This is a genomic window from Sphingomonas tabacisoli (assembly GCF_042678385.1).
GTDB classification, from domain to species: Bacteria; Pseudomonadota; Alphaproteobacteria; order Sphingomonadales; family Sphingomonadaceae; genus Sphingomonas_B; species Sphingomonas_B tabacisoli.
Window position 1 is genome coordinate 2,240,017 of the sequence record NZ_JBHUDY010000001.1, and the last position, 13,402, is coordinate 2,253,418.

Genomic DNA, 13,402 nt, shown 5'->3' on the forward strand with positions numbered 1-13,402 from the left:
CCCGGCACAGCCCGGATCGCGCGTTCGCGGCGCCTTGTGAAATGAGGCCGCGCGTCCCCTATCGAATTTCGCGTGCTGCCGTTTCGAGTGCTTCCATCGCCAGCAGATACGGAAATGGTCCGTGGCTTATGCGGGCGACGCCGGCTTCGGTTAGATCGGCGATCGATGGCGTCGCGGACAGGCGCATGACGTTGACCGGAAGCGGTGAGGCGGCGACGATGCTGCGGATCAGCTCGACATCGACGACGCCCGGAACGAAGAGGCCGTCGGCGCCTGCCTGGGCATAGGCCTCGGCGCGGCGCAGCGCTTCTTCGGCCATCGTTGCGTCATGCTCTGCTTCGGGCTTTTGGAAGAAGACGTCGGTGCGGGCGTTGATGAAGAAGCCGGGGCACAGCGCGTCGGCAGCGCGGCGCGCGGCGCGATAGCGCTCGGCCGCTTCCTCGATGGAGCGGAGGCTTCCGTTATCGGGATAGCTGTCTTCCAAATTGCACCCGATCGCGCCGGCTTCGATGGCAAGCGCAATCGTTTCCGCCACGGCCGCTGCATCCGCTCCGAAGCCGCTTTCCAGATCGGCGGTCACCGGCAGGTCGGTCGCGCGCGCGATGCTGCGGATCGCGTGCAGATGCGTGTCTCGCGTCACCTTTTCGCCGTCGACGAAGCCATCCGCCGCGGCGATCGACCAGCTTCCGGTCGCGACGGCGGGAGCGCCCGCCTTGATAACCGCCTGTGCGCTGCCGGCATCCCAGGCGTTGAACAAAATCAGCGGCGCGCCGGGACGGTGCAGCGAACGAAAGAGGATGGTTTTTACGTTGTCAGGCATCGATCGGAGTCCTTTGCAATGGGTGGGCTGAAAGGTCGGCGAGGGTGATCTGCACCGCGTCTTCAGCGAGCGCGGCAAGGAAGCTGAGCGCGTCGAACATCGCGCCAAGCGAATGAACGCCACCCCGGCCTTCGCCCGCGAGCAGGCGCTGGGCCGCCTCGACGACGATGGGCGCCGTGACGGCGTAGATGTCCCGACCCAGTGCCGTTGCGCGACGCCGGCGTCCTTTGCCGGTCACCACCACGTCTACCGAGAAACTCTGAGCTGAGCGGCCATGTTCGTCGATCGCCTCCGGCGGCGGCGTGGCCGGATCGCGCAGGTCCCGGATCGGCTCGACGTTGATCCATGACATGATGTCGCGAGCCTGAAGATGGCTGCGGATCGCGATCGTCTCGCTGAACGGCAGCATCAAGACTTCGCGCGGGCCGATCGGATCGGAAAAGTCCCAGCGTGCGGTTGGGGGCGGGACCGGCACTTGCTCAAGCTTTCCACCGCGCTGCACGACCCGCGGCGCGGTATTGCGCCGACCGGTCAGGCGCGTGCCTTCCGTCGGGTGCCAACTATCGAGGCCGACAGCAATATCGATCGCATCGACGTATGGCTCGCCGTCCGCGGCAGCTGTGGCGAGAAGGTCGGCCAGACCGCCGAAGAAAGCGGCCGCCGGCACGATCGGCACGGGCGCGTCGCGATAGTCGCGCAAGATCGATTGCACCGCGGCCTGTTCGGCGGAGAGGTCGAGATAGGGAATCCCGGCCCGGAGCGCAGCGTCGATCACCGCGTGAGCCGTGTCGAGGAAGGGACCGGCGCAGTTGATGACGGCTCCCGCTCCGGCGATCGCCGCATCCAGCGACCGAGGATCGTCGATGCTGGCGATCCGCCCCGGCTCTCGGCCAGCCGCGTCGGACGCGGCGAGCTTGCGCGCATCGCGGCCGATCCGCAGCGGGATCAGGCCGCGACGCTCGATCTCGTCGACCACGAAGCGGCCGGTGTGGCCCGTGGCGCCAAAGACTGCGATCCTGGTCATGCCGCAGCCGCCGTCTCGATCATCTCGCCGCCGCACGCTTCGTGCAGCACGAAGCCTTCCAGCGGATCGACGGGATCGCGCCACGGCGCACGCTCCAGCGTCTCCATCGTGTGGCGATAGCCCGCCTCCCAGCGCTGGCCGATGCCTTCGGGGCTGAAATCCACGTCCTTGGCGTGGTCCTCGTACGGCAGCGCGGGCGCGAGCAGACGAACCACGTGCATGCGGGTCAGGCAGCCATAGGTGGCCATTTCCGCCACCCGATTGTCGCCGCGCGCGCCGTCGGGAAGCATGGCGCTCAGTTCCGAGATGATATGCCGCATCTTGTGGATCTGGCGCTGGCGCTTGATGTGCGCGGCGGCCCGGCTGGAATATTGGATATCCTTCTGCCGGTTCATCACTTCCCAGATCGTGTTGGGTTCCGGCCCGTGCGGGTTCCAGATATGGACCGCGAACACCACCCCGTTGCGCCGCGGATTGTCGTCGAACACCACCTCGACCGGCGTGTTCGAAAGGATGCCGCCGTCCCAATAAAGCTGCCCGTCGATGCGGACCGCCGGAAAGGCGGGAGGGAGCGCGCCGGACGCCATCACGTGGCGCAGGTCCAGCGCCATGTCGCGGCTGTCGAAATAGCGCATCTCGCTGGTCGAGACGTTCGATGCGCCGACGGTCAGCCGCACCTCGCCGCCATTGACCTGACCGAAATCGACCAGCTCCGACAGTGTCTCAGCGAGAGGCTCGGTCGAGTAATAGCCCGCGGCTTCGGGCCCGAGCGGCGAGTGGAGGCTCAGGAACGCCGCCGGATTGGGGCGGAAGAAGGCGGGAACGCCGGTCGTGACCGCCAGCATGTTGCGGACCGCGGTCCCGAACCAGGCGGGCAGCGGCGCACCCAGGAAGCGACCATGTTCGACGCGCTTCCAGGACTCGCGCAGGCGATCCATGCGCTCGTGGCGGGGGCTGCCGGCGATCAGCGCCGCGTTGATCGCGCCGATCGAGGTGCCGATCACCCAGTCCGGCTCCACGCCCGCTTCGTGCAGCGCCTGATAGACGCCGACCTGATAGGCGCCCAAAGCGCCGCCGCCCTGCAGCACCAGCACTTGCTGGCCAAGCGAGGCGAGTTCCTTGTCCAGGCCGATCATGCAATCATCCTTTCTTGGGCAGGTTCGGGCGCCACATCGCCGGTGATCAGGCGCGCGCTGCGTCCGAAGGTCAGGTAATTCCACAGCCAGTTCAGGCCGACGACGATCCGGTTGCGGAAGCCGACGAGGAAATAGATGTGGGCGACGGACCAGAGCAGCCAGGCGACAAGCCCGTGCAGCCGCACCCGGCCGAAATCGATGACGGCATGACGGCGCCCGATGGTTGCGAGATTGCCGAAGCTGCGATAGCGGAACGGCTCGACCGATCCGCCGCGTGCGATCGCTGCCGCGACGTGCCGGCCCTGCTGTTTGGCGACCGGGGCGATGCCGGGCAGGAAGCCGCCCTGCCCGTCGGGACAGGCCGCGGTGTCGCCGATCACGAAGATGTTGTCATGGCCCGCTGGCCGCAGGGCCTCGTCGACCAGCACCTTGCCGGCGCGGTCGCAGGCGCAGCGCAACCAGATCGACGCGGGCGAGGCCTGCACGCCGGCCGCCCAGATCGCGGTATGCGACGGCACGATCTCCTCGCCCGTCTGCACCGTGTCGGCCGTGATCGCGGTGACGCGCCGGCCCAATCGAACCTCGACGCCGAGCTGCTCCAGACTGGACTGCGCCTTTGCTGAAAGCGGTTCGGGGAAAGCGGCGAGCAGCCGTTGCCCGCTGTCGATCAGCACGACGCGCGAGCAATGCGGGGTGATGCTGCGGAAATCGCGCGACACCGATTTGCGCGCGAGCTCGGCAATCGCGCCGGCCATTTCGACGCCCGTGGGGCCGCCGCCGATCACGACAAAAGTCAGCAACGCTTTGCGCCGGGCCTGGTCGGTCTCGGTTTCCGCCCGCTCGAGCGCCAGCAACACTTTGCGGCGCACGGCCGTCGCATCCTCGATCGACTTGATGCCGGGCGCGTGGGCCGACCATTCGTCGCGTCCGAAATAGCTGTGCCGCGCGCCGGTCGCGACGATCAGGCAATCATAGGCAAGCGCTGTGCCGGACTCCGTGAACACCAGCCGGGCAGCCGCATTCACGTTCACGACCCGATCGAGCAGGACGCGCGTGTTTTTCTGGTCGCGCAGGATGTGGCGGATCGGCGCGGCGATGTCGGCGGGCGACAGGCCGGCGGTCGCGACCTGATACAGCAGGGGCTGGAACAGATGATGATTGCGCCGGTCGATCAGCGTCACATCGACGTTCGCCTTGGACAGCGACTTCGCGGCGGACAGGCCACCGAACCCTGCGCCAAGGATCACGACATGCGGCCGAGTACCCATCTCAGTGCGCCGTCCAGCCGCCATCGACCGGCAGCGCGGTTCCGGTGATGCCCTGACCTGCCGCCGAGCAGAGGAACACCGCCAGCGCGCCCAGCTCGTCGACTTCGGCGAAGCGCTTGTTGGGCTGGGCGGCGAGCAACACGTCGCGGATCACCGCTTCCCGCGTGATGCCGCGCGCCTTCGCCGTGTCCTCGATCTGGTTCTCGACCAGCGGCGTCCAGACATAGCCGGGACAGATCGCATTGCAGGTAACGCCGTGCTCGGCACCTTCCAGCGCAACCGTCTTGGTCAGGCCGACGACGCCGTGCTTGGCGGCCACATAGGCGCTCTTGAACGGCGAGGCGACGAGGCCGTGGGCTGAGGCGACGTTGACGATCCGGCCCCAGCCGGCCGCCTTCATCGGGCCGAACGCAGCCTTGATCGCGTGGAATGCCGCCGACAGATTCAGCGCCAGGATCGCGTCCCATTTCTCCTCGGGAAAGCTCTCGACAGGCGAGACATGCTGGATGCCGGCATTGTTGACGAGAATGTCGGCGCTGCCGAAATCGGCAATGGTCTTTTCGACGAGCCCGCGCGTCTCGGCAGGCACCATCAGGTTCGCGCCGTTATAGGCGACGCGCGTGCCGCAGGCGCCGGCGAGCTTGCCGCAAAGCCGTTCGATTTCGTCGCGGCCGCCGAGGCCATTCAGCACCACGTCGGCGCCGGCTTCCGCCAGTTTGCGGGCGATGCCGAGGCCGATGCCGCTGGTCGATCCGGTGACGATCGCCACCCGGCCGGCCAGCACGCGCTCGGTGCGGCTGGCGATTTGCGCATGGACATTCATCGGCGTTCCTTTCGGGATCGGTCGCCGGAGAAGTGCCCAAGCCTCGCGCGGAGCTGAAATGCCGATCCCGCATCGAGATCATGCGCAAAGGCGATTGGAGAAGCACGGGCGCGATCCCCTAACCCGATGGCGTCATCAATGGAGACCCGTCATGTTTCATGCGAACCTGCGCCGCCTGCTCGGCGCCTCGATTGCCGCGGCGGCCTTCGCCACCGCCGCGCCGGCCTTTGCCGGCCAATGTCCCGCCGGCCAGACCGGCCAGAACCCGCTGACCGGCGCCCCGACCGCGCCCAAGGCCGTCACCGACGACGTGCTCGGCTCGATCGACCTCGGCCCCGAAATCGCCGTCGCCGACCGCCAGCTCCGCATGCGCAAGCTGGTCGTGCAGCCGGGCGGCATCGTGCCGCTCCATAGCCACGGCGACCGCCCGGCGCTGATCCTGACCGTGTCCGGCACGATCAAGGAATATCGCAGCACCTGCGCGCAGCCGATCGTCCACACCGCTGGCGACCTGACGCGCGAAGCGGAAGGAATCAGCCATTATTGGGTGAACGACGGCAAGGTGCCGGCCGTGCTCTACTCGGCCGACGTGCATCACGGCATGTAAGCTCGCGTCGCCGGCGGCCCGCCCCGATGCCTTGCCGGCCGACGCGCGTGGCGCTCCGTTCTTGTCCCCCGGGCGGAGCGCCACCCCTTTCTTAAAAGGAACCGCCATGGCGACAGCCGCTCTTGCGCCGCCCCGCCCGCGCCTGCTCAGCCCCGCGACGGTCGGGCTGATCGGATTCCTGACCCTTGTCGACCTGTTCGCGACGCAGGCGATCCTGCCCAGCCTCGCCCGCCTCTACGGCGTCAGCGCGTCGGCGATCGGACTGGCCGCCAACGCAAGCACATTGGGCATGGCGATCGCCGGATTGCTCGCCGGCGTGCTCGGCCGCCATGTTGACCGGCGCCAGGGCATCTGGCTCAGCCTCGCGCTGCTGGCCCTCCCCACCGCCTTCCTTGCCTTTGCGCCCGGCCTTCTGACCTTCGCGCTGCTGCGGATTGCGCAGGGCCTGTGCATGGCGACGGCGTTTACGCTCACTCTCACCTATTTGTCGGAACGCTGCAGCGAGACGGGCGCAACCACGGCGCTTGCCGCCTATGTGACTGGCGGCGTCGCCAGCAACTTGGTCGGCCGTCTCACCGCCGCTACGATCGCCGGCTGGCTCGGGCCAAGCGCGAGCTTTCTGTTCTTCGCCGCCCTGAACCTTGGCGGCGCCGCGCTCGTCGCCCAGGCTTTGTCGCGCGGCGCGCCGATGCGGATGATCGAGGCCGGCCGCCGCTTCTGGTCCGGCTGGGCCGATCACCTCGCCAACCGCGCGCTGCTCCGCCTCTACCTGATCGGCTTCCTGATCCTGTTCGGGTTCATCGGGACGTTCTCCTATGTAGGGTTCGTGCTTGCGCGACCGCCGCTCGCACTGTCGATGACGGCGCTCGGGCTGGTGTTCCTGGTGTTCGCGCCGTCGATGGTGACGACGCCTCTGGCCGGCGCCGCCGCGCGCCGGATCGGCCCCGCTGCCGCGATCGTACTGTCGCTGCTGCTCGCCATCGCCGGACTCCCGCTGCTGTTGTCGAACGCCTTGCCCGCGGTGCTGATTGGTCTGGCGCTGGTCGGCATCGGCACTTTCTTCGCGCAGGCCGTCGCCACCGGCCAGGTCGGTCGCACCGCCGACCACGACCGAGCGGCGGCGAGCGGCCTGTACCTGAGCTTCTATTATTGCGGCGGCCTCGCCGGCGCGGCAGCGATCGGGCAGGTGTTCGACCGCCTCGGCTGGCCGGCGGCGACGCTGGGCATCGGCCTGTCCCTCGCCCTCGCCGCGCTGCTTGGTCTTGGAGTGCGTCGATGAGCGACCGTTATCTGCGTGGCGTCGAGATTCTGCAGCGGCTGCACGGCCATCCGCTGGAGAAAGTCACCAATGCCGTGGCCGAGATCGCTCCCGACTTCGCCCGCATGACCATCGAATTCCCCTTCGGCGATCTCTACTCCCGCGACGCCGCCTGCCTGCGGACGCGTGAGATCGCAGCGGTGTCGGCGCTCGCAGCGATCGGCGCCCATCCCCAACTCCGCGTCCATATCGAGGCGGCCCGGAGCGCCGGCTGCACGCGCGAGGAGCTGATCGAGATCTTGATGCAGGTCAGCATCTATGCGGGCTTCCCCGCGGCGCTGAACGCGCTCGCGGCCTGCCACGATCTGCTGGCTACGCAGCCTCGGGCGCAGGCTGCGGAATAGGCTCGATGCGACGCGTCGCCGGCCATTGGTGCCGCCGCGCCTCGCGCACGAAGGCGCCGACGGCCGGCGAATGGGGCCGTCCGCGCACCGTCGCCAGATAGACCGTCCGCATATAGCTCGGTTCGACCAAAGGACGGACGATCAGCTCCGGATCGGTGACGCAGCTTTCGGGAAAGAAGCCGATGCCCAGCCCGGCCTTGATCATCGATTGCACCCAGTCGTCACGGGTCGAGCTGAACACCTTGCGCAAGAGGATGCCTCGCGCGACCAGGTCGGCTCGGACGAACTCATACACTTCACAGTTGGATCGGCTGACATAAGGCTGCTCGTGCAGGTCCTCTGCGCGTACCGCCTCGCTTGCGACGAGGCGATGGTTGGGCGGCAGCACGATCACGAACCGCTCTTCGAAGATCGGCACGCAATGGAAGCATTCCGGCATTTCCTCGGGCACGCCGATGATGCCGATCTCCAGCTCGCCCTTTTCCAGCGCCTCGATCATCTGCGGCGCGCCGCCGTCGTGGATCTGAACTTCGACTTCGGGGTGCTGGCTGCTGAACCGGGCGAGCAGGTCCGCGACCAGGCTCGCGGAGACGGTGCACATCGCGCCGATCGTCAGGGTCGCGCGGTCCAGCTTGGCGAGCGCCTTGGCGCTTTCCTTGGCCGCGCGGGTCTGCTCCATCACCGCCTGCAGATAAGGCAGCATCATCCGCCCGAGCTCGGACAAATGGGTATTGCCGCGCTCGCGGTGGAACAGCGCCCCGCCCAGCTCGCCCTCAAGCTGCTGGATGGCGCGCGTCAGCGCTGGCTGGCTGACGTTGCACTGGTCGGCCGCACGCGTGAAATTCAGCGTCTGCGCAAGCGCCACGAAATAGCGGACCTGCTGCATTTCCATGGGCAGTCTCCCCCGGCGATCATTACACCCGCGCATCGTCCGCCGCCAGCGTGCGGACGGTGCAGAGAATGCATGATCTCCATGCGGCAAGAGTAGCGGACAGGCGCGCCGCGCTGACCGACACTGCTTCCGTCCCGATCGAAGGGACGTGATTTCAGGAGATACGCCATGAAGACCGTGACCATCGCGTCGGCCGCCGCCGTGCTGTCGGCGCTCAGCGCCGGCGCCGCGCTCGCCGCCCCCGTCAAGCCGCAGCCGAACATGGACAAATGCTACGGCATCGCGACCGCGCATCACAACGACTGCGCCGCCGGGCCCGGCACGAGCTGCGCCGGCACCAGCCGCGTCAGCTATCAGGGCAATGCGTGGAAATATGTCGCCAAGGGCACTTGCACGTCGATCAAGACGCCGAAGGGTGTCGGTTCGCTGAGCCCGAAGGCCTGAACGCCATGACCCCGACCGCCGGCCTCAGCTTCAAGCCCCAGCATTTCGCCGAGGCCGTGGCATGTCCGGCGGCGGGGTTGTGGTTCGAAATCCACGCCGAGAACTACATGGCCGATGGCGGGCCGCGCCTCGCCATGCTCGACGCACTCCGCGACGAGCGCCCGATCTCGGTGCACGGCGTCGGCCTGTCGCTGGCCTCGGCCGAAGCGCCCGATCCGGTGCATCTGGGCAAGCTCGCGCGCCTTGTCCAGCGCTGTCAGCCCTTCCTCGTCTCGGAGCATCTGGCCTGGTCACGGATCGGCGAGCGCTGCTTTCCGGACTTGTTGCCCTTCCCCCGCTCCAACGAAGCGCTCGACCGGATCGCGCGCAACATCTCGATCGTGCAGGATGTGCTGCGCCGCCCGATCCTGATCGAGAATCCCTCTCTTTATTTGAATCTAAAGGACCACGAATGGCCGGAGACGGCCTTCCTGTCCGAGCTCGTCTCGCGCACAGGCTGCGGGTTGCTCGTCGACATCAACAACGTCGCGGTCAGCGCCCATAATCTGGGTTTCGACGCGCATGATTATCTGGCCGGCCTGCCGGGCCATGCGATCGGCGAATATCACCTCGCCGGCCACAGCACCGACGAAGCCGGCGCGTTGCTGATCGATTCCCATGATGCTCCGGTTGCGGAGCATGTCTGGGAACTGTTCGATCACGCCGTTGCCCGCTTCGGCACGCGCCCGACCCTGATCGAGCGCGACGGCAACGTGCCGGCCTTTCCCGAACTGCTCGCCGAGCGCGACCGGGCGCTGGGGGCGGTCCATGCCTGATCTCGCCGCCTTTCAGGCCGCTTTCGCGGACAAGCTCATGCAGTCGAGTCCCGTTCGGGACGGGTTGGCCGTCTATCGCAACAACTGGTTGTGCGCGACGACGGATGCGCTCGCCGATCTTTATCCGACCGTGCACCGGCTGGTCGGCAACGAAGCCTTCGAAGGCGTAGCGCTGGACTATGCCCGGCACGATCCGCCGGCGTCGCCGATCCTCAGCCGCTACGGCGCCGACTTTCCCGACTTCCTGTGCGACCAGGCCTGGGTCGAGGACCTGCCCTATTTGCCCGACGTCGCCGCGATCGACCGGCTATATTTGGAGGCACTTCTCGCCGCCGACGCGCCGCCCCTCGATCCGGCGACGCTTGCCGCCATCGCGCCGACCGACTGGGCGACGCTCAGACTGGGCACGCACCCGGCGATGCGGATCGGCTGGTTCACCACGCCTGCGCCGTCGATCTGGCTCGCGCACCGCGACGGCGATCCCGGCGAGCTCGCGCCCGAATGGCGGGCCGAAGGGATCCTGCTCACGCGGCCCGGACTGTCGGTCGAGGCACGCGCCATCGATCGCGCCGAGCACCGGCTGCTGTTCGGCATGCGCCTGGGCGAGACCGTCGGCGAGGCCGCGCTCGCCACCGCCAATCTCTACCCGACCAGCGATTTCGCGGGCCTGTTCGCCCGCACGCTCGAAAGCGGCGCGATCGCCGCCCAACCGAACTGAGAAAGGACGCTTCCAATGGCGACCATCGTCGACACCATGCCTGCCTCCTCCGCACCTTTTCTTGCCACGCCCGCGCGCCTGGCCGAACGGCTGCTTCCGAAATCGCTGCTGCTGCTCGTCCAACGGCTCGGCATAGCGGCCACATTCTTCCTGTCCGGGCGCACCAAGGTCGACGGCGTGCTGACTCTCACCGACAGCACTTTCGAGCTGTTCCGGACCGACTATGCGCTGCCGCTGCTGCCGCCGGTCACCGCCGCCTACATGGCGACCTATGCCGAGCACATCTTCCCGATCCTGCTCGTCGCCGGGCTGTTCACCCGCTACGCCGCGGCCGCGCTTCTCGGCATGACCTTGGTCATCGAGATCTTCGTCTATCCCGATGCCTGGCCAATCCATCTTACCTGGGCCGGCCTCCTGCTCCCGCTGATCGCGTTCGGCGGCGGCCGCTTCGCGCTCGATCGCCTGCTTCGCATCGCCTGAAAGGACCGTCCATGACCGAGCTTCCCGCTTCCACCTGCGGCCGTGTCAGCATCGGCATGGGGCTGGCCGCACTCGTGGCCTTCGCCATTGCCGCCGCCCAGCCCGTCCATGCCGCGACGCCTGCACCTGCGGGTTCAGCCGAGGGCGTGCTGACCCAGCTAAGCGACTACGGGTTCGACGAAACCGTCGACCGGCTGAAGGCCGACATCGCGTCAAAGGGTATCCGCTTCTTCGACGCGATCGACCAGGCGACGCTCGGCGCCGGCGCCAATCTGCCGATCCGACGCTCGACGCTGATGCTGTTCGGCAATCCGCCGCTGGGCGTGCAGTTCCTCCAGGCCAATCCGCTCGCCGGTCTCGATTGGCCGGTGCGCATGCTGGTGACGGAGGAAGCGGACGGTCAGGTCTCGCTCGCCTGGACCGATTTCGCCTATGTCCAGCGCCGCTACAGCCTCACCGGCAAGGACGCCCAGCTTAAAATGGCGAGCGAAGTCGCCGCTTCGATTGCGCATGCAAGCACGGCCGAGGAGCCGCTTTACGAAGACACGGAGCTTGGCAGGCAAATGACCGTCGCCGAGATCAAGAGCGTGCTGGTGGGCAACAGCCTGTCCTGGGGTGAGCCGGGCAAGAAAAGATTTCAGTATCTCGCTCCCGACGGCTCGCTCCGCGGCGGCAACGAGACCGGTCGCCGCTACGCGCTCCGCTGGCACTTCCGCGATTACGACAATCTTTTCTGTGCGGATTCGGGCGACCCGGCGACGAGCGGCTGCGTCCAGCTCCTCCGTTCCGGCGATAACGTCAGCTTCCGGCGCAAGGACGGGATGGTCGAATTGACCGCGAAGATCACGGCCGGAAATCCATTTGGACTGTAGCGGCTGCTGACGTCGGCGGAGCCAGTGATGGTGCGCGGCGCATCGCCGAACTTGATCCGCGGGTCTCCCATTTCGCGTTGGACTGACCTGGATCAGGAACCGCAGCGCCGCCGCCCGAGTTGTCGCTGCATGAGGTCGATCGATCGCAAGGCGTCCTGGTTCGGGGCGGTCGCGCTGCTGATAAGCGGCGGGGTCGGCGTCGGGGCGCTTGCCAGCAGCCTGACCAGCGATGCGCTGGTGTGGCGCGCGCCGGCCCGGATGGCGATGACCGACCCGCCGATTTCCGCTCCGGTCGATCAGGCGAGTGCCGGTCAGGCCTGGGCGCGGTCGGCGTTCGACGGCGGCCTGCGTCAATGCCCGCAGATGAACGACGACTTCCTCGCCGCGTGCCAAGCCGAGATGAAGAAACTCGCGGAGCGTCCGGCCTTCCCGGCAGGCAGCTATGGCGGCCCGTTGCTGGTCACCAAGGTCGAGACGGCCAGTTACGACGGTGGCTGGGATGCACAGGACCGGCTCGAAACGCCCCGTCGCGAGCCTCGGCAGGTCGAGCCTGTCCCGCTTCCTGAGCCGACTCCCGAAGAAGCGACGTTCGAACCCACGCCGGACAATTATCCCGCCGCGGCTAAGGACGACGTTCCTACTCTATACTGATCAGCCGGGGCGGAAGCGCTTAACCCATTCGTCGGCCATTTTCTCGAAGTCCGCCGCGGGCCGCTCGCCGGCCTTCTTGTTGCGCGATTCGGTGAGCTTGTTGTGATAGATGAAATCGTTCGCTTCATTGCCTTCGACGACCACCGATGACCCGTCGACATTGATGCGGCTGTCATAGATGTCCTGCCCGGCGATCCGGCCCAGGCGGTTGTTCCGCACGGTCAGGCCATCGGTGAAAGCGGTCGTGATGCCGTGCCAGCCGGCGCCTACGATGATATTGTTCTCGATCACGAAGCGCGCATAGCCTTTGGGAGTCCCGGCGATATTGATTTCGTCGCCGGCGAACACGCCCTGCGCCTTGCTGTCCAGCAGCATCAGGTTGTCGCGGATCGTCACGTCCTGCGCGGCGGTGTCGCCGGGCTGGGTGAGGCCGGTCGTGAAGAACTGGATCGCGTCGGCATGGTCGCCTTCGAACGGCCGGAACTTCTCGAACCGGTTGCGCTCGATCACGATATTGCGGGCGCCCTGCACTTCCAGCCCCTCGCGCATGTCGCGCAGGTCATTGTCGGCAAAGCGCGCGCCGTTGGTGCGGATGAAATTGGAAAAGCCGGCCAGATGCTCGATCGTCGAATGCTCGATCGTGACGTTGTGCCCGCCGCGAATCGAAGGGCCGCGCACCATCAGCATCCCGTTCGGCATTTCGTAGCCTGAGAAATGCGCGTTGCGGATGGTCAGGTTCTCGGCGTCGAATGCGGCCAGCAGATATTGATATTCCGCGGCGCCGGACGACGCCTCGAACCGGCCGCCGTCCAGGATGACGTTGCGCCAATTCTCCAGCTCGACGGGGCCGAAGCGACCGCCGCGAATGGTGAGCGGCGTGTCCGACTGGATCGTCCGCGGCAGATCGATCACTTGCCGGTCGCCCAGATCGATCACGCCGGTGCGCTTCCCCTGCGCCAGCAAGGCCGGCCATTCGGCCGCGGTCACCGGACCCGTCCTGGACGGCGGTGCCTTGGGGGCAACCGGGCTCGGCTGCGCCTGGGCGACGCGCGTGGGCGGCATCGACCAGGCGAGCAGCAGGGCAGCCAGTCCCGCCGACCCCGCCAGCAATGTTTTCAAGAACGCCACCGATCCTCCCACGCCTTCGCCGCATCGGTCCGGTGCGACGATCCGATGCGTAACGCATCGGA

General features: G+C 67.3%; 16 protein-coding genes. 9 read left to right on the forward strand and 7 right to left on the reverse strand.

Annotation, left to right across the window (positions count from 1 at the left end; translation table 11 throughout):
* Positions 1 to 58: 58 nt before the first annotated feature.
* From ACFSCW_RS11340 to ACFSCW_RS11360, 5 genes are read right to left on the reverse strand one after another with little or no spacing between them, the layout of a single operon-like run.
* Positions 59 to 820 (reverse strand): isocitrate lyase/PEP mutase family protein, encoded by a 762-nt coding sequence (locus ACFSCW_RS11340; protein ID WP_380889266.1) that lies wholly within the window; start codon positions 818 to 820, stop codon positions 59 to 61.
* Complete coding sequence (locus ACFSCW_RS11345; protein WP_380889268.1) at positions 813 to 1,844, reverse strand: saccharopine dehydrogenase NADP-binding domain-containing protein; 1,032 nt, start codon at positions 1,842 to 1,844, stop codon at positions 813 to 815. Before ACFSCW_RS11345 ends, ACFSCW_RS11340 begins: the two co-directional genes overlap by 8 nt.
* Positions 1,841 to 2,980: a patatin-like phospholipase family protein gene (locus ACFSCW_RS11350; RefSeq protein ID WP_380889270.1), complete on the reverse strand. Its 1,140-nt coding sequence runs from the start codon at positions 2,978 to 2,980 to the stop codon at positions 1,841 to 1,843. The genes ACFSCW_RS11345 and ACFSCW_RS11350 overlap by 4 nt, the downstream gene beginning before the upstream one ends.
* A complete protein-coding gene (locus ACFSCW_RS11355) occupies positions 2,977 to 4,248 on the reverse strand; it encodes an NAD(P)/FAD-dependent oxidoreductase (protein ID WP_380889272.1) in 1,272 nt (423 codons plus the stop codon). Before ACFSCW_RS11355 ends, ACFSCW_RS11350 begins: the two co-directional genes overlap by 4 nt.
* A gap of 1 nt (position 4,249) precedes the next feature.
* A complete protein-coding gene (locus tag ACFSCW_RS11360; protein ID WP_380889274.1) occupies positions 4,250 to 5,071 on the reverse strand; it encodes a 3-hydroxybutyrate dehydrogenase in 822 nt (273 codons plus the stop codon).
* Between the two features lie 151 nt (positions 5,072 to 5,222).
* On the opposite strand from ACFSCW_RS11360, the gene ACFSCW_RS11365 reads away from it, so the two are divergent.
* The 3 genes from ACFSCW_RS11365 (at position 5,223) to ACFSCW_RS11375 (ending at position 7,340) form a co-directional block, all read left to right on the forward strand.
* Positions 5,223 to 5,678, forward strand: a complete 456-nt coding sequence (locus tag ACFSCW_RS11365; RefSeq protein WP_380889276.1) for a cupin domain-containing protein — start codon at positions 5,223 to 5,225, stop codon at positions 5,676 to 5,678.
* Between the two features lie 106 nt (positions 5,679 to 5,784).
* Positions 5,785 to 6,957: an MFS transporter gene (locus ACFSCW_RS11370; RefSeq protein WP_380889278.1), complete on the forward strand. Its 1,173-nt coding sequence runs from the start codon at positions 5,785 to 5,787 to the stop codon at positions 6,955 to 6,957.
* Positions 6,954 to 7,340, forward strand: a complete 387-nt coding sequence (locus ACFSCW_RS11375; protein ID WP_380889280.1) for a carboxymuconolactone decarboxylase family protein — start codon at positions 6,954 to 6,956, stop codon at positions 7,338 to 7,340. The genes ACFSCW_RS11370 and ACFSCW_RS11375 overlap by 4 nt, the downstream gene beginning before the upstream one ends.
* Here the strand turns inward: ACFSCW_RS11375 and ACFSCW_RS11380 are convergent.
* Positions 7,309 to 8,232, reverse strand: coding sequence for a LysR family transcriptional regulator (locus ACFSCW_RS11380; RefSeq protein ID WP_380889282.1), 924 nt, complete (start codon positions 8,230 to 8,232; stop codon positions 7,309 to 7,311). The genes ACFSCW_RS11375 and ACFSCW_RS11380 overlap by 32 nt on opposite strands.
* Positions 8,233 to 8,400: 168 nt before the next feature.
* On the opposite strand from ACFSCW_RS11380, the gene ACFSCW_RS11385 reads away from it, so the two are divergent.
* The 6 genes from ACFSCW_RS11385 to ACFSCW_RS11410 all read left to right on the forward strand — a co-directional run bounded on the left by ACFSCW_RS11385 (position 8,401) and on the right by ACFSCW_RS11410 (position 12,212).
* A complete protein-coding gene (locus tag ACFSCW_RS11385; protein ID WP_380889284.1) occupies positions 8,401 to 8,676 on the forward strand; it encodes a BufA1 family periplasmic bufferin-type metallophore in 276 nt (91 codons plus the stop codon).
* Between the two features lie 5 nt (positions 8,677 to 8,681).
* Positions 8,682 to 9,491: an MNIO family bufferin maturase gene (gene bufB, locus ACFSCW_RS11390; protein ID WP_380889286.1), complete on the forward strand. Its 810-nt coding sequence runs from the start codon at positions 8,682 to 8,684 to the stop codon at positions 9,489 to 9,491.
* On the forward strand, positions 9,484 to 10,209 hold the full coding sequence (locus tag ACFSCW_RS11395; RefSeq protein ID WP_380889287.1) for an HvfC/BufC N-terminal domain-containing protein: 726 nt from the start codon (positions 9,484 to 9,486) through the stop codon (positions 10,207 to 10,209). The genes bufB and ACFSCW_RS11395 overlap by 8 nt, the downstream gene beginning before the upstream one ends.
* Before the next feature lie 36 nt (positions 10,210 to 10,245).
* Entirely contained in the window at positions 10,246 to 10,689 is a 444-nt protein-coding gene (locus ACFSCW_RS11400; RefSeq protein ID WP_380890102.1) for a DoxX family protein, read from the forward strand.
* 11 nt (positions 10,690 to 10,700) lie between these two features.
* Positions 10,701 to 11,561, forward strand: a complete 861-nt coding sequence (locus tag ACFSCW_RS11405) for a DUF302 domain-containing protein (protein WP_380889288.1) — start codon at positions 10,701 to 10,703, stop codon at positions 11,559 to 11,561.
* A gap of 129 nt (positions 11,562 to 11,690) precedes the next feature.
* Positions 11,691 to 12,212: a hypothetical protein gene (locus ACFSCW_RS11410; RefSeq protein ID WP_380889289.1), complete on the forward strand. Its 522-nt coding sequence runs from the start codon at positions 11,691 to 11,693 to the stop codon at positions 12,210 to 12,212.
* Here the strand turns inward: ACFSCW_RS11410 and ACFSCW_RS11415 are convergent, their stop codons facing one another.
* Positions 12,213 to 13,340, reverse strand: coding sequence for a right-handed parallel beta-helix repeat-containing protein (locus ACFSCW_RS11415; RefSeq protein WP_380889291.1), 1,128 nt, complete (start codon positions 13,338 to 13,340; stop codon positions 12,213 to 12,215).
* Positions 13,341 to 13,402 lie beyond the last annotated feature (62 nt).

Excerpts from the sequence above, each read along its gene's own strand:
- ACFSCW_RS11395 (WP_380889287.1), top strand. The coding sequence starts at position 9,484 with ATGCCTGATCTCGCCGCCTTTCAGGCCGCTTTCGCGGACAAGCTCATG.
- ACFSCW_RS11365 (WP_380889276.1), top strand. The coding sequence starts at position 5,223 with ATGTTTCATGCGAACCTGCGCCGCCTGCTCGGCGCCTCGATTGCCGCG.
- ACFSCW_RS11360 (WP_380889274.1), bottom strand. The coding sequence starts at position 5,071 with ATGAATGTCCATGCGCAAATCGCCAGCCGCACCGAGCGCGTGCTGGCC.
- ACFSCW_RS11400 (WP_380890102.1), top strand. The coding sequence starts at position 10,246 with ATGCCTGCCTCCTCCGCACCTTTTCTTGCCACGCCCGCGCGCCTGGCC.
- ACFSCW_RS11345 (WP_380889268.1), bottom strand. The coding sequence starts at position 1,844 with ATGACCAGGATCGCAGTCTTTGGCGCCACGGGCCACACCGGCCGCTTC.
- ACFSCW_RS11380 (WP_380889282.1), bottom strand. The coding sequence starts at position 8,232 with ATGGAAATGCAGCAGGTCCGCTATTTCGTGGCGCTTGCGCAGACGCTG.
- ACFSCW_RS11375 (WP_380889280.1), top strand. The coding sequence starts at position 6,954 with ATGAGCGACCGTTATCTGCGTGGCGTCGAGATTCTGCAGCGGCTGCAC.
- ACFSCW_RS11385 (WP_380889284.1), top strand. The coding sequence starts at position 8,401 with ATGAAGACCGTGACCATCGCGTCGGCCGCCGCCGTGCTGTCGGCGCTC.
- ACFSCW_RS11370 (WP_380889278.1), top strand. The coding sequence starts at position 5,785 with ATGGCGACAGCCGCTCTTGCGCCGCCCCGCCCGCGCCTGCTCAGCCCC.
- ACFSCW_RS11340 (WP_380889266.1), bottom strand. The coding sequence starts at position 820 with ATGCCTGACAACGTAAAAACCATCCTCTTTCGTTCGCTGCACCGTCCC.
- ACFSCW_RS11405 (WP_380889288.1), top strand. The coding sequence starts at position 10,701 with ATGACCGAGCTTCCCGCTTCCACCTGCGGCCGTGTCAGCATCGGCATG.
- ACFSCW_RS11410 (WP_380889289.1), top strand. The coding sequence starts at position 11,691 with ATGAGGTCGATCGATCGCAAGGCGTCCTGGTTCGGGGCGGTCGCGCTG.
- bufB (WP_380889286.1), top strand. The coding sequence starts at position 8,682 with ATGACCCCGACCGCCGGCCTCAGCTTCAAGCCCCAGCATTTCGCCGAG.
- ACFSCW_RS11350 (WP_380889270.1), bottom strand. The coding sequence starts at position 2,980 with ATGATCGGCCTGGACAAGGAACTCGCCTCGCTTGGCCAGCAAGTGCTG.
- ACFSCW_RS11355 (WP_380889272.1), bottom strand. The coding sequence starts at position 4,248 with ATGGGTACTCGGCCGCATGTCGTGATCCTTGGCGCAGGGTTCGGTGGC.